At 62.3% G+C, this 16,758-nt stretch carries 17 protein-coding genes; 16 read left to right on the top strand and 1 reads right to left on the bottom strand.

Annotated features, from left to right (window positions below; all coding sequences use genetic code 11):
- Nucleotides 1–38 precede the first annotated feature (38 nt).
- From mltG to ASD58_RS23645, 5 genes are read left to right on the top strand one after another with little or no spacing between them, the layout of a single operon-like run.
- Nucleotides 39–1,028: an endolytic transglycosylase MltG gene (gene mltG / locus ASD58_RS23665; protein ID WP_057263739.1), complete on the top strand. Its 990-nt coding sequence runs from the start codon at nt 39–41 to the stop codon at nt 1,026–1,028.
- Nucleotides 1,029–1,643, top strand: coding sequence for a dTMP kinase (tmk, locus tag ASD58_RS23660; protein WP_057263738.1), 615 nt, complete (start codon nt 1,029–1,031; stop codon nt 1,641–1,643).
- The gene (locus ASD58_RS23655) at nt 1,640–2,659 is read left to right on the top strand and encodes a DNA polymerase III subunit delta' (protein ID WP_057263736.1); all 1,020 of its coding nucleotides are present in this window, start codon (nt 1,640–1,642) and stop codon (nt 2,657–2,659) included. The genes tmk and ASD58_RS23655 overlap by 4 nt, the downstream gene beginning before the upstream one ends.
- A gap of 12 nt (nt 2,660–2,671) precedes the next feature.
- On the top strand, nt 2,672–3,049 hold the full coding sequence (locus tag ASD58_RS23650; RefSeq protein ID WP_057263734.1) for a PilZ domain-containing protein: 378 nt from the start codon (nt 2,672–2,674) through the stop codon (nt 3,047–3,049).
- 3 nt (nt 3,050–3,052) lie between these two features.
- Nucleotides 3,053–3,559 (top strand): GNAT family N-acetyltransferase, encoded by a 507-nt coding sequence (locus ASD58_RS23645; RefSeq protein ID WP_057263732.1) that lies wholly within the window; start codon nt 3,053–3,055, stop codon nt 3,557–3,559.
- A gap of 51 nt (nt 3,560–3,610) precedes the next feature.
- On the opposite strand, the gene ASD58_RS23640 is transcribed toward ASD58_RS23645, so the two are convergent.
- Complete coding sequence (locus ASD58_RS23640) at nt 3,611–4,177, bottom strand: hypothetical protein (protein ID WP_057263730.1); 567 nt, start codon at nt 4,175–4,177, stop codon at nt 3,611–3,613.
- Between the two features lie 111 nt (nt 4,178–4,288).
- Between ASD58_RS23640 and ASD58_RS23635 the strand changes: the two genes are divergently transcribed.
- The 11 genes from ASD58_RS23635 (at nt 4,289) to ASD58_RS23585 (ending at nt 16,757) form a co-directional block, all read left to right on the top strand.
- Complete coding sequence (locus tag ASD58_RS23635) at nt 4,289–5,068, top strand: TatD family hydrolase (protein WP_057263728.1); 780 nt, start codon at nt 4,289–4,291, stop codon at nt 5,066–5,068.
- On the top strand, nt 5,068–5,754 hold the full coding sequence (locus ASD58_RS23630; RefSeq protein WP_156401453.1) for an ankyrin repeat domain-containing protein: 687 nt from the start codon (nt 5,068–5,070) through the stop codon (nt 5,752–5,754). Before ASD58_RS23635 ends, ASD58_RS23630 begins: the two co-directional genes overlap by 1 nt.
- A gap of 95 nt (nt 5,755–5,849) precedes the next feature.
- Complete coding sequence (locus ASD58_RS23625) at nt 5,850–6,761, top strand: methyltransferase domain-containing protein (RefSeq protein WP_057264126.1); 912 nt, start codon at nt 5,850–5,852, stop codon at nt 6,759–6,761.
- 108 nt (nt 6,762–6,869) lie between these two features.
- Nucleotides 6,870–7,067 (top strand): hypothetical protein, encoded by a 198-nt coding sequence (locus tag ASD58_RS23620; RefSeq protein ID WP_057263725.1) that lies wholly within the window; start codon nt 6,870–6,872, stop codon nt 7,065–7,067.
- Nucleotides 7,068–7,131: 64 nt separating this feature from the next.
- The gene (locus ASD58_RS23615; protein ID WP_057263723.1) at nt 7,132–7,347 is read left to right on the top strand and encodes a hypothetical protein; all 216 of its coding nucleotides are present in this window, start codon (nt 7,132–7,134) and stop codon (nt 7,345–7,347) included.
- A gap of 161 nt (nt 7,348–7,508) precedes the next feature.
- Nucleotides 7,509–9,263: a glycoside hydrolase family 2 protein gene (locus ASD58_RS23610; RefSeq protein WP_057263721.1), complete on the top strand. Its 1,755-nt coding sequence runs from the start codon at nt 7,509–7,511 to the stop codon at nt 9,261–9,263.
- 7 nt (nt 9,264–9,270) lie between these two features.
- Nucleotides 9,271–13,047, top strand: coding sequence for an NAD(P)-binding protein (locus tag ASD58_RS23605; RefSeq protein WP_057263719.1), 3,777 nt, complete (start codon nt 9,271–9,273; stop codon nt 13,045–13,047).
- A gap of 2 nt (nt 13,048–13,049) precedes the next feature.
- Nucleotides 13,050–14,198: a galactonate dehydratase gene (gene dgoD / locus ASD58_RS23600; RefSeq protein ID WP_057263717.1), complete on the top strand. Its 1,149-nt coding sequence runs from the start codon at nt 13,050–13,052 to the stop codon at nt 14,196–14,198.
- Between the two features lie 11 nt (nt 14,199–14,209).
- The gene (locus ASD58_RS23595; RefSeq protein WP_229210081.1) at nt 14,210–15,094 is read left to right on the top strand and encodes a 2-dehydro-3-deoxygalactonokinase; all 885 of its coding nucleotides are present in this window, start codon (nt 14,210–14,212) and stop codon (nt 15,092–15,094) included.
- Nucleotides 15,094–15,711: a 2-dehydro-3-deoxy-6-phosphogalactonate aldolase gene (locus ASD58_RS23590; RefSeq protein ID WP_057263713.1), complete on the top strand. Its 618-nt coding sequence runs from the start codon at nt 15,094–15,096 to the stop codon at nt 15,709–15,711. Before ASD58_RS23595 ends, ASD58_RS23590 begins: the two co-directional genes overlap by 1 nt.
- Complete coding sequence (locus tag ASD58_RS23585) at nt 15,708–16,757, top strand: aldose epimerase family protein (RefSeq protein WP_057263710.1); 1,050 nt, start codon at nt 15,708–15,710, stop codon at nt 16,755–16,757. The genes ASD58_RS23590 and ASD58_RS23585 overlap by 4 nt, the downstream gene beginning before the upstream one ends.
- The last annotated feature ends 1 nt before the right edge of the window (nt 16,758 follow it).

The raw sequence follows: 16,758 nt of genomic DNA, 5'->3' as shown, positions 1-16,758 counted from the left end.
ACTGGGTCAAGATTGAGTTACCGAACGGGCATTTGGAAATGGCGTTTATCAAGAAGTCGATCGCACTGGGTTTATTGGCCGCAGCCGGAGCCGTGGGCGGGTTTGCCTGGTGGGCAGGGCAGCCTGTCATTGGCCAGGAACCTGCCATTGAATTCACGATCAGCAAAGGCAGTGGCGCCAGCGCTGCCGGCCAGCAAATGGCCGATGCCGGCGTGCCGATCCAGCCGCTGATGTTCAACCTGCTGGCACGCGTCACCGGCAAGAGCGGCCAGCTCAAAGCTGGCACGTATGAACTGAAACCTGGCACGACGCCTATGCGACTGATCGGTCAACTGGTGCGCGGCGAGTTCGCCCAGGAATCGCTGACCATTATCGAAGGCTGGACCTTCCGCCAGATGCGCCAGGCCATCGCGGCGCATACCGGCCTGAAGCACGACACCGCCGAGCTCAGCGACCGTGAACTGATGGCGCGCATCAATCCCGATTTCAAGGACCCGGAAGGCCTGTTCTTTCCAGATACTTACCTTTTTGCCAAGAATTCCAGCGAGCTGGCGATTTTCCGCCAGGCGCACAGCATGCTGATGAAGCGCCTGGGCGACGCCTGGGAAAAGCGCGATCCCGGCCTGCCGTACAAGACTCCTTACGAGGCGCTGACCATGGCCTCGATCGTGGAAAAGGAAACCGGCCAGAAGTCGGAACGCAATATGATTGCCGCGGTGTTCGTGAACCGCCTCAAGCTGGGCATGCTGCTGCAGACCGACCCGACCGTGATCTACGGCATCGGCGCCAAGTTTGACGGCAATATCCGCAAGAAGGACCTGGAAACCGACACCCCCTACAATACCTATACCCGGGTCGGCCTGCCGCCGACCCCGATTTCCCTGCCGGGCGTCGGCTCGCTGACGGCGGCGCTGGCGCCGGCCAAATCCGCTGCGCTGTACTTTGTGGCGCGCGGCAATGGCACCAGCCAGTTCTCCGATAACCTGACCGACCACAACCGGGCGGTCAACCAGTACCAAAAACAATAAATGACAACACGCGGTAAATTCATCACTTTCGAAGGCATCGACGGCGCCGGCAAGTCGACCCACATCCAGTTCGTTGGCGAACTGGTCAAGGCACGCGGCTTGGAGCTCGTCAGTTCCCGTGAACCGGGCGGCACCCCGCTGGGCGAAAAGCTGCGCGAACTGTGGCTGCACGAAGCCATGCATGTCGAAACCGAAACCCTGCTGGTCTTCGCCAGCCGCCGCGAACACCTGGCGCAAGTCATCGAACCGGGCCTGGCGCGTGGCGCCTGGGTCATTTCCGACCGCTTCACGGATGCCAGCTTTGCCTACCAGGGCGGCGGCCGCGGCCTGAGCCGCGAAAAACTGGAAATCCTGGCGCACTGGGTGCATCCGAACCTGGAGCCGGACCTGACCATCCTGTTCGACGTGCCGCTGGAAGTGGCACGCGCTCGCCTGGACGCCACCCGCGACCTGGACCGTTTCGAACGCGAGAAAGCCGACTTCTTCATGGCCACCCGCGCCGAGTACCTGCGCCGCGCCGCCGAGGCTCCGCAGCGCTTCCGTGTGATCGATTCCACCCGCAGCATTGCCGACATCCAGGCGGAACTGACCCAGATCGTGGGAGCGCTTGCTTGAGCGGGCAAGTCTATCCATGGCAGCAGGGCGCCTGGCAGCAGTTGCAGCAGCTGCGCCAGCGCATGCCGCATGCCATCCTGTTCCACGGCGCTAACGGCATCGGCAAGGCCGACTTCATTGAACAGTTCGCGCAGGCGCTGTTGTGCGAGAATGCCCGCCCGGACGGCCATGCCTGCGGCGAATGCCCAAGCTGCGGCTGGTTCCAGCAGCACAGCCATCCGGACTACCGCCGCGTGCGGCCGGAGATGTTCGAAGACGAGCAGGGTGAAGGCGAGGAGGGCGAAGACAAGAAAGCCGCTAAGAAAGCGCCGTCCAAAGAGATCAAGATCGAGCAGATCCGCGCCCTGGCCGACTTCATGAACATCTCGACCCACCGCCAGGGCTTGCGGGTGGTGGTGCTGTACCCGGCCGAGGCGCTCAACATGCCGGCCTCGAATGCCTTGCTGAAAACGCTGGAAGAGCCGCCGCCAGGTACGGTCTTCCTGCTGTCGTCCAACGGCCTGGACCGCGTGCTGCCGACCATCCTGTCGCGCTGCCGGAAATTTGCCATGCCGATGCCGTCGCACGATGAAGCGCTGGCCTGGCTCAAGCAACAGGGCGTGCCGGACGCCGATAGCTGGTTACGTGAACAGGGCGGTTCGCCGCTGGCCGCCGCGGCTGCCTCCGAAACAGGCAATCGCGAGGAATTGGACGCTTTGCTGCAGTACCTGGCTCGTCCAAGCGTCGAAGGTGCGCTGAAAACTGCCGATAGATTGCAAAAAATTCCACTGACTGCCTTGGTTTCGTGGCAACAACGCTGGCTTTACGATCTGTTTTCGTACAAACTTGCAGGGAACATCCGTTATTATCCCCGGTACCAGCGCGAGCTGGCCGGACTGGCGGACAAGGTGAACATCAGCCGCCTGATGGGCGCGATCAAGGGCGCCAATGAAAGGCGTGCCACGTCCGACCATCCGCTGTCGCCGAAATTGTTTATTGAAGATATGCTTCTTGACTACACTGCTTGCTGTAGCTGAAGAAAGGAAAAAATGAGCGCAAGCCCTAACGATCCAGCCACCGCGGCCATCAACCGGCCAACGGTGTTGTCCCTCGCAATCAAGGAAAAGGCGGCCCTGTATGCGGCCTACATGCCTTTTCTGAAGCATGGCGGCATGTTCGTGCCGACCCAGAAGCCGTACAAGATTGGCGACGAGATTTACCTTCTGTTGACGCTGATGGACGATCCGAACAAGTACGCGATCGCCGGCAAGGTGGTCTGGATTACGCCGCCCGGCGCGGCCAACAACAAGACCCAGGGTATCGGCGTGCACTTCCCGGACGACGAGACCGGCACCCGCACCCGCCTGCGTATCGAAGAAATCCTGGGCGCTGCGCTGCGCTCGTCCCGTGCCACCCATACGCTTTAACGCATGCCGAAGTTTCGCCATCGCCTCGCCACGCTCGACGATTTGCCAACCATTGTTGCGATCTACAACAGCACCATCGCCTCCCGTGAAGTGACTGCCGATACCGAGCCGGTGTCGGTCGAATCGCGCCTGCCGTGGTTCCACGAGCACCAGCCGCAGCGCCGGCCGCTGTGGGTGGTGGAGGAGGAGGATCGCGACGGCATCATCGGCTGGATTTCGTATTCCAATTTCTACGGCCGCCCGGCTTATTCGGGTACCGCGGAAGTTTCCATCTACATCGACGAAGCCTGGCGCGGCAAAGGCGTCGGCCGCTACGCCCTGCAGGAAGCGATCGATTTTGCGCCGCAGGTGAACGTGCATACGGTGCTCGGCTTCATCTTCGGCCACAACAGGCCTTCCCTTGCGCTGTTTGAGAAATTCGGCTTCGAGACATGGGCCAAGCTGCCGCGCGTTGCCAACCTCGACGGTGTCGAGCGCGACCTGATCATCCTGGGCAAGCGCGTCGCATGACATTGTTGTGCGCAGCGCCGGCCGGCCTGAGTGGGATTCGTTTCACGCGCCCTAAAAGGCTCCAGCGAGCCGGGCGATTATGCCGAGTACCAGCGCCAGGATAGAGAGCAGGGCGCTGAATGTCCAACGAAAACCACGCTGCATCTCCTGGCGTAGCTCCCTGATTGAATCTGCCCGTGCGGCCCGTTCTTCGCTAGAGCTGCGTTCCGAGGCAGTTCGCTGCTCGGTGAAGCCGGCCTCCATGTTTTTTCGGTGCTCCGCGAAGCCCGCTTTCATGTTTTCTCGGTGCTCCGCGAAGCCCGTCTCCATGGCCCTCCGATGCTCCTCTATCGCACTCCGCTGCTCAGCAAAACCGGTTTCCATAGCGCTCCGCTGCTCAGCAAAGCCGGTTTCCATAGCACTCCGCTGCTCGGCGAAGCCGGCGTCCATCGTGTGCCGATGTTCTGCAAATCCGGCGTCCATGTGGCCACGTAATTCGGCCATCGCCGTTCGCTGTTCGATAAAGCCGCGCTCCATCGTCGCCCGCAACTCAGCCTGCCCTTGGAGTAGCGATCTCTGGCATTCTTTCAATCCAGCAATTTCGGCTTCCGCTTTCGACATACGTTCCTCGATGTCCATGTTGCCTCCGCTGAGCTGTTTGGGCTACTTTCGCGCGGCCAAGATTGCTTGGTTTTGATATTGGACAGCCGAGGTCAGGATAAGTTCCGCAATTTTCGATAAAATGCCGGGATGTTTATCGATTCCCACTGCCATATCGACTTCCCGGAGCTGTCCGCCCGGATGCCTGAAATCCTCGCCAAGATGGCGGAAAATAAAGTCAGCCACGCCTTATGCGTATCGGTCGACCTGCCGGACTTTCCGCGCGTGCTGGCGCTGGCCGAACAGTATCCCCATATCTACGCTTCGGTTGGTGTGCATCCGGATTATGAGGACACGCCCGAACCCAGCGTTGAACAACTGGTTGAACTGGCCAGGCACCCGAAAATTGTCGCCATCGGCGAGACTGGCCTCGACTACTATCGCCTGGAAGGCGACCTGGAATGGCAGCGCGAACGCTTCCGCACCCATATCCGCGCCTCGCGCGAATCGCGCAAGCCGCTGATCATCCACACCCGCTCCGCCTCGGAAGACACCATCCGCATCATGCGCGAAGAGCGCGCAGGTACTGATCAAGGCGGTGTGGCTGGCGTGATGCACTGCTTTACCGAATCGCTGGAAGTTGCCCGCGCCTCGATGGAACAAGGCTTCTATATTTCCTTCTCCGGCATCGTCACCTTCAAGAGCGCCAAGGAACTGCAGGCGGTGGCGCTGGAAGTGCCGCTCGAACGCATGCTGATCGAGACCGATTCGCCTTACCTGGCGCCAGTCCCGTACCGTGGCAAAATGAACGAGCCGGGCTATGTAGCCCACGTAGCGGAATTCATCGCCAAGCTGAAAGGGGTGCCGTTGGAGCAAGTGGCTGAACAGACCTCGGCCAACTTCTTTGAACTTTTCAAGGCGGCCGCCTGATGGCTATGCGCCGCGCGGCAAGCGCCTTCCTGGTAAGCGCCGCACTTACAATCTGTGCCGGGTCGGGGTTCGCCAACGCGGCAGCCGGTGAAACTGAAGTCGAGGCCGACAAGGTGGCCTTTTTCCGCGCCGTCCAGATCGATGACGACCGGACAGTGAAAGCGGTTCTCGGCCGCGGCCTCGATCCCAACCTGCACGACCCGGAACGCGGTGAAACCGGCCTGATCATCGCGATGCGTTACGATGCGATGCGGGTTGCCAAATTGCTGATCAGCCATCCCGGGCTGAAAGTCGATGAGCAATCGCCCAATGGCAATACGGCCCTGTTGATGGCTGCTTTCCAAAAAAACAAGCCCGCCGTGCTGGCGTTGCTGGAAAAGGGTGCTCAAATCAACCGTCCGGGCTGGACCGCGCTGCATTACGCCGCGGCTGCCGGCGACCTCAACATCATGAAACTGCTGATCGGGCGTCGCGCCTTCATCGACGCGGCCTCGCCGACCGGCACCACGCCCCTGATGCTGGCCGCGCGCGAAGGGCAGGAAGACGCGGTCAAGCTGTTGCTGGAAGAAGGCGCCGACGCCACGCTGAAAGACCATGCCTGGCGCGAAAATGCCGCCGAATTCGCGATTCGCGCCCAAAAACCGTGGATCGCCGAGCAAATCCGCAAGCACCTCAGCCGCAAATAGAACGGTATTTCCCTTTCATATCGTGCAAATGGCCTGGCGCGCTTGGGGCGACAATCCTCTTGTCGAAAACCCACCGCGCCCCCCGCGCCACTGCCATGCTGAACGAACGCGAAATCGAAAGCTGCTACCTCGGCCAGTTCATCCCTGTGCATTACCACCACAATATGCTGATGGATGCCAACCGCATGCACAACTTCAAGGCCGCCATCGATTACGTGGTCAAGCCTGGCATGAAGGTGCTGGAACTGGGCGGCGGCACCGGCGTGCTGTCCTTCTTCGCAGCGCAAAAGGCCAGCAAGGTGTATTGCGTCGAATTCAACCCCGACATGGTGCAGGAAGCGCGCAAATTCCTGGCAATGAACAAGAATGGCGAGCGGGTGGAAGTGGTTCACGCCGATGCCTTCGAATACTTGCCGCCGGAACCGGTCGACCTCGTGATCTGCGAGATGATCCACGTCGCCATGCTGCGCGAGAAGCAGGTCGAGGTCATTGAACATTTCAAGCAGCGCTATCTGGAACGATTTGGCGGCCCGCTGCCGGTGTTCATGCCGGAAGCGGTCCTGATGGCAGTGCAGCCCGTACAGCAGGAATACGATTTCGACGGCTTCATCGCGCCAATCGTGCAATTCCAGCAGCCAGGCCAGATCCAGAACGGCACGCTGGAGCTGGCCCAGCCCCAGGTTTACGCGCTGATCGACTTCACCCAGCCTAACGAGATGCTGTACCGCTGGGAAGGGCAGTTCACCGCCGAGCGCGACGGCCAACTGAACGCGCTGCGCTTCATCACCAAGAATATCCTGGCCGTGGTCCCCGAGCGCAACAGCACGATCGACTGGTTGAACCATTACATGACTCTGCCCCTGGCCGAGCCTGTTCACTTGAGGGCCGGCGAGACAGTGCAGATCAGCTTTGCTTACCGTGCGGGCGGCCAGATCCAGTCGCTGCAGGCCAATATGCGCGCCGTGCCTGTGCGCGAATCGGCGGCACTGCCGGCTTTCGCAGCTTGACCCCGGTTTTTCGCCACCTGTCGTCCTAATCTGCAGTTGGTCGCATGTCCGTTGTCCGGGCCGGACGTCCGCTATAAAGTTACCTCGACTTGAATCGGAGGTAATGGGATGTTCGGCTTCATCTTATGGCTGTTCCTGCTGTTCCTGTGCTGGCCGTTAGCCTTGCTGGCCCTGGTCCTGTATCCCCTCGTCTGGCTATTGCTGTTGCCGTTCCGCTTGCTGGGGATTGGTGTCGAAGCTGTGTTCGAACTCCTGCGCGCGATCGTCATGCTGCCAGCGCGCGTACTGGGAGGGGCGCGCAGATAAATTCCGGCAATGTGTTGGCGTGCCTTCAACCTGCGATGTAGCATTCGGGTGAACAGGAGGCACCATGAATACCTGGCACCGCTCCAACCTTCGCACTGACGTCCTGACAGCGGCATTGATCGACCACGGCCTTGCGGTGCAGGGCATCGCGGGCCCTTCCGCCGCCTACCTCTACCTGGTTGAACGCCGTATTCCACTGGTTATCATCAAGCGCGTCATGTCCAGCCCGCAATCGCGGCGCCAGCTTGGCGCGGTCGGCCTTGCTCCGCTTGCGAGGTGAAGCTTGCATGCTAACCGGCTGGCGCGGCATTTTGAATACCTCCAGTATTTAAAGGCGTTCCGGCAAGCTACCGAAAATTTTCCGGCCCGTATCGTAAGCGCACTGTGGCAATCGCGCTGCTACGATGGCCCATCGAATAATGACGATGGGCGGGGCAGACGATGGCGCAATTTGAATATCCGCGGCCGCAACTGGTGCGCGATCAATGGCAGTCGCTGAATGGTGAGTGGGAGTTCGAGTTCGACGACGAGCACAGATACAGCCTGCCATCGGACGCCATTCCATGGTCGCGCCGCATCAACGTGCCGTTTGCGCCGGAATCGGAAATGAGCGGCATCGGCGACACCGGTTTCCATAACGCTTGCTGGTACCGCTGCCGTTTCAAGGTCGAACAGCGCGGCGCGCGCACGCTACTGCACTTCGGTGCCGTCGATTACCAGGCACGGGTGTGGATCAACAACCACATGGTTGCCGAACACGAAGGCGGCCACACTTCCTTCACTGCCGACATCACGGATGAACTGGTCGACGGCGAGCAGACCCTGGTGCTGTTCGTGGAGGATGATCCGGCCGACCTGAACAAGCCGCGTGGCAAGCAGGACTGGCAGCTTGAGCCACACTCGATCTGGTATCCGCGCACCACCGGCATCTGGCAGACAGTCTGGCTGGAAAACGTCGGGTCGACGTATATCCGCAGGCTGCGCTGGACGCCGATCTTTGATGGCTATGAACTGGGCTGTGAAGTACTGGCCGGCGGCGACGCTTCTCCCGGCCTGGCAGTGGAAGTCAAGGTTTGGCTTGGGGAAAAGCTGCTGGCCGCCGATCGCTACCTGATGGTGGGACAGGAAGCCAACCGCAAAATTGCACTATCCGACCCCGGCATCGACGATTCGCGCAACGAAATCCTGTGGAGCCCCGAGCGCCCGACCCTGCTGGACGCCGAGCTGACCCTGTACCGCGACGGCCAGGTGCTGGACCGCGTGCGCTCCTATACCGCCATGCGCTCGGTCTCGATCAACCGCGACCGTTTCATGCTGAACGGGCGGCCCTACCACCTGCGCCTGGTGCTCGACCAGGGCTATTGGCTGCCAAGCCTGATGACCGCACCCTCCGACGACGACTTGCGGCGCGATGTGGAGCTGGCCAAGGCGATGGGCTTCAATGGCGTGCGCAAGCACCAGAAAATCGAAGACCCGCGCTACCTCTACTGGGCCGACCGCCTTGGCCTGCTGGTCTGGGAAGAAATGCCATCCGCCTATGCCTTCTCGGCGCGCGCCATGACGCGCCTGCTGCATGAATGGACCGAGGCGATCGAGCGCGACTACAGCCATCCCAGCCTGATTGTCTGGGTGCCCTTTAATGAATCCTGGGGTGTGCCGAATTTGACCGCCGTGCAGTCGCACCGCAACGCAGTGGAGGCGCTGTATCACCTGACGCGCATGCTCGACCAGACCCGGCCCGTGATCGGTAATGACGGCTGGGAGGCGTCGGCCACCGACATTTTAGGCATCCATGATTACGATCCCGACCCGGAGCGCGTGCGCCAGCGCTATGAAGTCTCCGATCCGGTACGCACACTGTTCGACCAGCGCCGGCCGGGCGGCCGCATCCTCACGCTGGACGGATTCCCGCACCGTGGCCAGCCTATCGTGCTGACCGAGTTCGGTGGCATTGCCTTTGACCCGAACGCGCCGTCCCACCATTCCTGGGGCTATTCGCGTCAGAACACGCCGGAAGCGTTCCTTGAGCATTACCGTTCCCTGCTCAAGGTGGTCAACGAAACCATGATGTTCAGCGGGTTCTGCTATACCCAGTTCGCCGACACTTTCCAGGAAACGAATGGCTTGCTGAATGCCGACCGCACGCCCAAGGTGCCACTCGAGTTAATCAGCGCCGCGACGCGCAACGTGCAATAGGTGCGCCGTGACGACTCCCGCCTGCCAACCGTTCGCCACGTTCTGGCAGGCCGGCTATGAGGGCGCCGACCACGTCAATCATGCCGGCCAGCCGCAAGACATGAACCTGGTTACCGGCCATTTGCAGCGTGCCCGGGCGGACTATGAATTGCTGGCCCAGTTTGGCATGCGGACAGTGCGCGAGTCGATCGGCTGGCGACTGGTCGAGCGCAATGGCCAGTTCGATTTTTCGCCCTTGCTGCCGCGCCTGGAAGCCGCGCGCGCGCTGGGGCTGCAAAGCTGCTGGACTTTCTGCCACTACGGCTGGCCGCAAGATGTCGACATCTACAGCGACGACTTCGTACCGCGCTTCGTGCGCTTTTGCCAGGCCAGCGCGCGCTTCCTGGCGCCCTGGCTGGGCGAGCAGCCCGTCTATTCGCCGATGAACGAGCTGTCTTTCACGGCCTGGGGCCTGTCTGTGCATATGTTCCGCTGCCTGAACATGTACCACGAGCAGGCTGGTGAACTCGGCAAGCGCCAGTTGGTGCGCGCTTCCATCGCCGCCATCGATGCGATTCGCGAGATATCGCCTGGCGCGCGCTTCTTCCAGTGCGACCCCCTGATCCACGTCATTGCGCCAAAAGACCGGCCCGACTGGGCAGCACAAGCGGCCGGTTGGACCGCCTCGCAATATGAGGCATTGGACATGCTGTGCGGCCGGGTCGCGCCGGAACTGGGCGGGCATCCACGCTACCTGGACCTGGTGGGCGGCAACTACTATCACAGCAACCAGTGGGAGAGCGGCACCAATATGCGCCTGTGGTGGCACCTGGACGATCCGCGGCGCCGGCCGCTGTCCGACATCCTGGTCGAACTGCACCAGCGTTATGGCCGCCCGGTCCTGCTGGCGGAAACCAGCCACGTGGGCAGCGGCCGCGGCACCTGGATCCGTGAAATGGCGGAGCAAAGCATGATGGCGCGCGAACGCGGCGCCGAGGTCTGCGGCATCTGCCTGTATCCGGCCGTCGACCGCCCGGATTGGGATAACGCCGGACACTGGCACCACAGCGGCCTGTGGGACCTGGACCGCGATGGGCCCGACCCGCTGGCCCGCGTTCTCGTCGCGCCTTATGCCACCGCCCTGCAGCAATCTATCCGGCTGACCGACAGCCTGTGTAAAACCGAGGAGAATGCCATGCAAACTTTGATTGTTTTCTGCCACCTGCGCTGGGATTTCGTGTTCCAGCGGCCCCAGCACCTGCTCACCCGCCTGGCCAAGTATTACAAGGTGGTCTTTGTCGAGGAGCCGGTGTATGAGGAAGGGGAGGCGCGCATGGTCATGTCCCATCCCGCCCCGAATTTGACGGTATGCCAGCCGCACACGCCAATCCAGGCGCACGGCTTCCACGACGACCAGATTCCGCTGCTGCAACCGCTGGTCGCGGCACTGGCGCCGGAAGGCGAGGAAGTGCTGGTCTGGTTCTATACGCCGATGGCGCTGCCTTTGCTGCAAGCGCTGCGGCCATCGCTGGTGATCTACGACTGCATGGACGAGCTGAGTGCGTTCAAGAATCCACCCAAACAATTGCTGCAACGCGAGACCGCCTTGCTCAATATCGCCGACCTGGTGTTTACCGGCGGCCCCAGCCTGTACGAAGCCAAGCGGGGCCGCCACGATAACGCTCATTGTTTCCCCAGCAGCGTAGATGCCGTGCATTTCGAACAGGCGCTTGACCGCAGCAACGGCCACCCGCTGCACACGGCCATTCCGCGCCCGCGCCTGGGCTTCTTCGGCGTGATTGACGAGCGTTTCGATGCCGACCTGATTGCCGATATTGCGGACGCCCATCCCGAATGGCAGGTCGTGCTGGTGGGGCCAGTGGTCAAGATTGATCCGGCTGCGCTGCCGCAGCGCCAGAATGTTCACTATCTCGGGCAGCAATCGTACAAGGCCTTGCCGCAATTCCTGGCCGGCTGGGACGTTTGCCTGCTGCCGTTTGCTCTGAACGAGGCGACGCGCTTCATCAGCCCGACCAAGGTGCTCGAATACATGGCGGCTGAACTTCCTATCGTCAGCACGGCAATCCGCGACGTGGAACAGCCGTATGGAAATATCGTCGCAATCGGCCATGAACACAACGAGTTTATCTGCCACTGCGAGGCGGCATTGGCGCAAACGCCTGAAGAAACCGCGGCGATGGCGGCGGCCATGCGGGAAGTGGTGGCCCGTACCTCGTGGGATGCCACGGCAGACCGCATGCACCGGCTGATCGACCAGACACCGCCAGGCGGCAAGTCGGCGCGCCTGGCCGGGAAGGGTGCTGCGCCGAAAGCCGCTGTTACCGGCGCTGCGAGCAAGGTCAATCCACTGCGCGGTTCGGCCAGCGGGCAGTCCTTCAACAGCATCGTGATTGGCGGCGGACCGACCGGCTTGTCGGCGGCCTATCATGTGGGCGCGGACAATTTGCTGCTGGAACGGAACGAAACGGTTGGCGGCTGGTGCCGCTCGATCGAGGAGGGCGGCTTCACTTTCGACCACGCCGGCCACATCATGTTCTCCAACGATCCTTATGTGCTGGAGCTTTACGACAAGCTCCTGGGCGATAACCAGCATTGGCAGATGCGCGAGGCCTGGGTCCACAGCAAAGGGGTATATACACGTTACCCCTTCCAGGGCGCGCTGTATGGCTTGCCGCCGGACGTGATCAAGGAATGCATCGTGGGCGCAATCGAGGCGCGCTACGGAGACGGCGACGAGGCGCCATCTTGTTCCAGCGCCGAAGTGGAAGATTGTTGCGCCGACGGCAGTGCGGATGCGGCCAGGGCCAGCGCGTCAGCGCGCGCCGCGCAGACCGAGAGCTTCGAGGACTTTATTTACAAGGTCTGGGGCAAGGGGATTGCCAGGCATTTTGCGATTCCCTACAACCGCAAGCTATGGACCGTGCCATTGGGCGAAATGGAGACTTCATGGCTTGGCGGCCGGGTACCATTGCCGGACCTGTCGGAGATCATCGAAGGCGCCCTGCGGCCGGTGCCGCGCCCGATGGGGCCCAACGCGCGTTTCGGCTACCCGCGCCGGGGCGGTTTCCAGGCCCTGATGAACGGCTTCCTGCCACTGATCCGCGGCAAGGTTGAATTGAATGCCGAAGTGGCGCAGGTATTGCCGGAGGAGCATGTCGTCACACTGGCAGATGGGCGGCGCTTCGAGTATGGCAACCTGGTCAGCACCATGCCCTTGCCGGAACTCGTCAAATTGATCGGTGAGGCGGCGCCGCCCGAAGTGCGTGAAGCCGCGCGCGGCCTGCGCCACATCTCGATCCGCTGCGTCAACATTGGCCTGGCACGGGCCGATGTCACGGACAAGCACTGGATCTACTACCCGGAAGACAGCATTTTCCACCGCATTTTCGTGCAGGGTAACGCCAGCCCCGAGTGTAATGCGCCAGGGGGCTTTGGCTTTACCTGCGAGATTTCCTACTCGCCGTGGAAACCGCTGCCGCTTGAGGGCGACGCCCTGATCGAGCGCTGCATTGCAGACGCCATCCGGGTTGGCTTCATGCGCGAAGACGATAAGGTGCTGGTGGCAAACCAGGTTGACATGCCGGTCGCCTACGTCGTCTACGACCACCAGCGGGCGCGCAACGTCGCCATTGTGCGCGAATGGCTGTCGCAGCACGATATCCTGCTGGCGGGCCGCTACAGCGAGTGGGAGTACTACAATTCCGACCACGCTTTCCTCGCCGGCAAGCGGGCCGCCGAGCAGGTGGCGCGCCACCGCAGCCGCGTTGCGCCGAAGGCATCCTGACCATGAAGATCACACGACTGAGCACGTATCGCGTGCCGCCCCGCTGGATGTTCCTCAAGCTGGAGACGGACGAGGGTATCTGCGGCTGGGGCGAGCCGGTGATCGAGGGCCGGGCGCGCACTGTGGAAGCGGCAGTGCACGAACTGGGCGAACTGCTGGTTGGGCGCGACCCGGCGCAGATCAGCGACCTGTGGCAAGCCATGTACCGCGGCGGCTTCTATCGCGGCGGTGCCGTGTTCATGAGCGCCATTGCCGGCATCGACCAGGCGCTGTGGGATATCAAGGGCAAGGCGCTTGGCGTGCCGGTCTACCAGCTACTGGGCGGCAAGGTGCGCGACCGCATGAAAATCTATAGCTGGGTGGGTGGCGACCGGCCGGCCGACGTGGTGGCGGGCATCCAGACCTTGCGCGAGATCGGGCTGAACACCTTCAAGATGAACGGCACCGAGGAAATGGCCATGCTCGACTGCGCAACGGCCGTCGACGCGGCCGTGGAACGGATTGCCGGCATCCGCTCCGCATTTGGTTACGACATCGAATTCGGCATCGACTTCCATGGCCGCGTCGCCTGGCCGATGGCCAAACCATTGTTGCGTGCATTGGAGCCTTACCGGCCGCTGTTTGTCGAGGAACCGGTGCTGGCCGAGCAGTCGGAATACTATCGCCGGCTTTCCGACATGACCAGCATCCCCCTGGCGGCCGGCGAACGCATGTTTTCGCGCTTTGAATTCAAGCGCGTGCTGGAGCAGGGCGGGCTGGCGATCCTCCAGCCCGACCTGTCGCATGCAGGCGGGATCAGCGAATGCCTGCGCATCGCGGCGATGGCCGAAGCTTATGACGTGACGCTGGCGCCGCATTGCCCGCTGGGCCCGGTGGCCCTGGCAGCTTGCCTGCAGGTGGACTTTGTGTCCTACAACGCCGTGCTGCAGGAGCAAAGCATGGGCATCCACTACAACAAGGGGGCGGAGCTGCTGGATTACGTGCACAATGCCGGCGACTTCCGCATGGAGGGCGGTTACATCGAACCCTTGCCACTGCCGGGCCTTGGCGTGGACATCAACGAAGAACGGGTCATCGAAGCCAGCCGCTCTGCGTCCGACTGGCGCAATCCGCTGTGGCGGCACGCCGATGGCAGTGTGGCGGAATGGTAGCGCCGGCATGCATGCTGGGCATCGATTGGGGAACAAGCAACCGGCGCGCCTATGTGATCGGCGCGGATGGCGCATGCCTGCGCAAGCATGAAGATGCGCTGGGCGCCCTGGCGGCACAGGGACACTTTGCCGAAACCTTGCAAGCCCTGCGCCAGCAGCTCGATCTCGATGCGCTGGTACCGGTGGTCATGTCGGGCATGGTGGGCAGCGCACAAGGCTGGCAGGAAGTCGCTTATCTTGATAGCAGCGTTCCGCTTGGGCGCCTGCCCGAAACCCTGGTGCCGGTCAGTGGTGCAGCCGGCTGCTTCATCGTTCCTGGCTACTGCTACCGCGAACATGGCAATATTGACGTCATGCGCGGCGAAGAAACCCAGCTTCTCGGTGCGCATTTGCTCAAGCATGGCGATGGCTGTTACGTACTGCCTGGAACGCACAGCAAATGGGTGGAAGTGGCCGATGGCACAATAGCGCGCCTGACCACCTTCATCACTGGCGAGTTGTATGCATCCTTGCGTGCATCGGGAACCCTGGCTGCACTGATGGCGGAGGGACATGCGGATGCGAACGCACTGCGGGCCGGTGCCAACCGTGCGCAAAGCGCCGGCGCCCTGAGCCATACTCTGTTTGAAGCCCGCGCCCGTGTGGTGGCCGGCGAGTCGAGCGCGGGCGAGACCCGTTCCTATGTCAGCGGCCTGCTGATCGGTACCGAGTTTGCCGCCCGTAGGGAGGAAGCATCGGCTGCTGCCGGCAGTATGCCGGCACTGCACCTGATCGCGTCGCATGAGCTGACTGCGCCGTACCGCGAAGTCGCGCAGATGCTGGGTTATGCGACCGAGTTGATTGACCCGGACCAAGCGTATTGCGCGGCCCTGGCTCGCTTCATGGAGGCTATCTGATGAGCGCAATCGACGAATACCAGCCGCCGTTGGTCGCAATCCTGCGGGGTTTGACCGAAGCGGAAGCGCCGGCGGTCGCGGCGGCACTGTTTTACTGCGGCTTCCGCATCCTGGAAGTGCCGCTGAACCGGCCAGGAGCCCTGGAATGCATCCGGCTGCTCGATCGCATCAAGCCGAGCGATGCCCTGGTTGGGGGCGGGACCATGACCACGATCGCAGACGTCGATGCAGTCCATGCCGCCGGCGGACGGATCATGGTGGCACCGAATTTCGATCCGGCGGTCATGCGCCGCGCGCGCGACCTCGGCATGTTCACGCTGCCCGGTGTCGCCACGCCGACCGAAGCGTTGGCAGCCCTGGCTGCCGGCGCCGACGCCATCAAATGGTTCCCCGCCGAGACGCTCGGACCCAGCGGGCTGCGCAGCGTCAAGACCATCCTGCCGCCATCGGCACGCCTGTGGCCGGTGGGCGGTGTCAGCGCAGGCAACTTGCATGAGTGGGTGCGCGCAGGCGCTGATGGCTTCGGCATTGGCGGCCGCTTGTACGAACCAGGCATCGCCTTGCCGGAACTGGAATCGCGGGCGCGCGAACTGGTCGCCGCCTGGCGCGCGCGATGAAGCCTTGCGTCGATAGCCGCTTGTTCGGGGAGCTGGCGAATGGCGAGCCGGTGATGGAGTTCACGCTCGATAACGGGCAGGGCATGCTGCTGTCGGTACTCGATTACGGCTGCATTATCCGCAGCTGGCGCGTGCTGGCGCCGCAAGCTGCGCCGGTCGATTTCGTATTGGGATTCGACACATTGCTGGATTACGAACGTGATACGGCCTATTTCGGGGCGGTGGTCGGGCGTTTTGCCAACCGCATTGCCGGTGGCCGCTACGAACGCAACGGCCGCATGGTCCAGTTGACGCAGAACGAAGGCGAAAACCACTTGCATGGCGGCCGGCGCGGCTTTCACAAGCAATGCTGGCAGGCGCACGCGAGCAGCGACAATGAGGCGGCGCGCGTCAGCCTATGCCGGCTGAGCCGTGACGGCGAGGAGGGGTATCCCGGCAATTTGCTGGTCATGGTGACCTACGAATTGACTGCTGGCGGCGAACTGCGCTGCTGTTACCAGGCGGTTAGCGACCAGCCGACACCGGTCAGCATCAGCCAGCACAGTTATTTCAACCTGGCTGGCAGTGGCGACATCCTGGGGCATGAACTGCAGGTCGATGCGGCGCATTTCCTGCCCGTGCGTGAAGACCTGTTGCCGACCGGGCAGGTGCAGGAGGTGGCAGCCGGGCCATTTGATTTCCGCCTCAGGCAGCGAATCGGCAGCGCGCTGGCGGAGGCCAATCCTCAGCTCGTGCTGGCGCGAGGCTATGATCACAATTTCGTACTGGCGCGCGGCCCTGGTCCCCAGGCCTGCCTCGCGGATCCTGCCTCGGGGCGGCAAATGGAGATTTATACCGATTGCCCCGGTTTGCAGTTCTACAGCGGGAATTACCTTGATGGAACGCTGGGCGGGAAGGACCGTCAATTCGTTCGCCATGCCGGCCTGTGCCTGGAACCGCAGCATTTCCCCGATGCGCCGAACCATCCCGGTTTCCCCGATGCGATCTGCCGCCCAGGCGCCCCCTACAGCGCCAGCACGCGCTATGTCATCGACCGGTGGAGGTGAA

The organism is Duganella sp. Root1480D1, from assembly GCF_001427305.1.
Lineage (GTDB): Bacteria > Pseudomonadota > Gammaproteobacteria > Burkholderiales > Burkholderiaceae_D > Rugamonas.
Note: the sequence above shows the minus strand (reverse complement) of the source record. Positions and strands in the feature narration are given on the sequence as shown.

Excerpts from the sequence above, each read along its gene's own strand:
- ASD58_RS23625 (WP_057264126.1), top strand. The coding sequence starts at position 5,850 with ATGCTGAACGAACGCGAAATCGAAAGCTGCTACCTCGGCCAGTTCATC.
- dgoD (WP_057263717.1), top strand. The coding sequence starts at position 13,050 with ATGAAGATCACACGACTGAGCACGTATCGCGTGCCGCCCCGCTGGATG.
- tmk (WP_057263738.1), top strand. The coding sequence starts at position 1,029 with ATGACAACACGCGGTAAATTCATCACTTTCGAAGGCATCGACGGCGCC.
- ASD58_RS23630 (WP_156401453.1), top strand. The coding sequence starts at position 5,068 with ATGGCTATGCGCCGCGCGGCAAGCGCCTTCCTGGTAAGCGCCGCACTT.
- ASD58_RS23595 (WP_229210081.1), top strand. The coding sequence starts at position 14,210 with ATGCTGGGCATCGATTGGGGAACAAGCAACCGGCGCGCCTATGTGATC.
- ASD58_RS23610 (WP_057263721.1), top strand. The coding sequence starts at position 7,509 with ATGGCGCAATTTGAATATCCGCGGCCGCAACTGGTGCGCGATCAATGG.
- ASD58_RS23615 (WP_057263723.1), top strand. The coding sequence starts at position 7,132 with ATGAATACCTGGCACCGCTCCAACCTTCGCACTGACGTCCTGACAGCG.
- ASD58_RS23585 (WP_057263710.1), top strand. The coding sequence starts at position 15,708 with ATGAAGCCTTGCGTCGATAGCCGCTTGTTCGGGGAGCTGGCGAATGGC.
- ASD58_RS23590 (WP_057263713.1), top strand. The coding sequence starts at position 15,094 with ATGAGCGCAATCGACGAATACCAGCCGCCGTTGGTCGCAATCCTGCGG.
- ASD58_RS23620 (WP_057263725.1), top strand. The coding sequence starts at position 6,870 with ATGTTCGGCTTCATCTTATGGCTGTTCCTGCTGTTCCTGTGCTGGCCG.
- ASD58_RS23650 (WP_057263734.1), top strand. The coding sequence starts at position 2,672 with ATGAGCGCAAGCCCTAACGATCCAGCCACCGCGGCCATCAACCGGCCA.
- ASD58_RS23645 (WP_057263732.1), top strand. The coding sequence starts at position 3,053 with ATGCCGAAGTTTCGCCATCGCCTCGCCACGCTCGACGATTTGCCAACC.
- ASD58_RS23640 (WP_057263730.1), bottom strand. The coding sequence starts at position 4,177 with ATGGACATCGAGGAACGTATGTCGAAAGCGGAAGCCGAAATTGCTGGA.
- mltG (WP_057263739.1), top strand. The coding sequence starts at position 39 with ATGGCGTTTATCAAGAAGTCGATCGCACTGGGTTTATTGGCCGCAGCC.
- ASD58_RS23635 (WP_057263728.1), top strand. The coding sequence starts at position 4,289 with ATGTTTATCGATTCCCACTGCCATATCGACTTCCCGGAGCTGTCCGCC.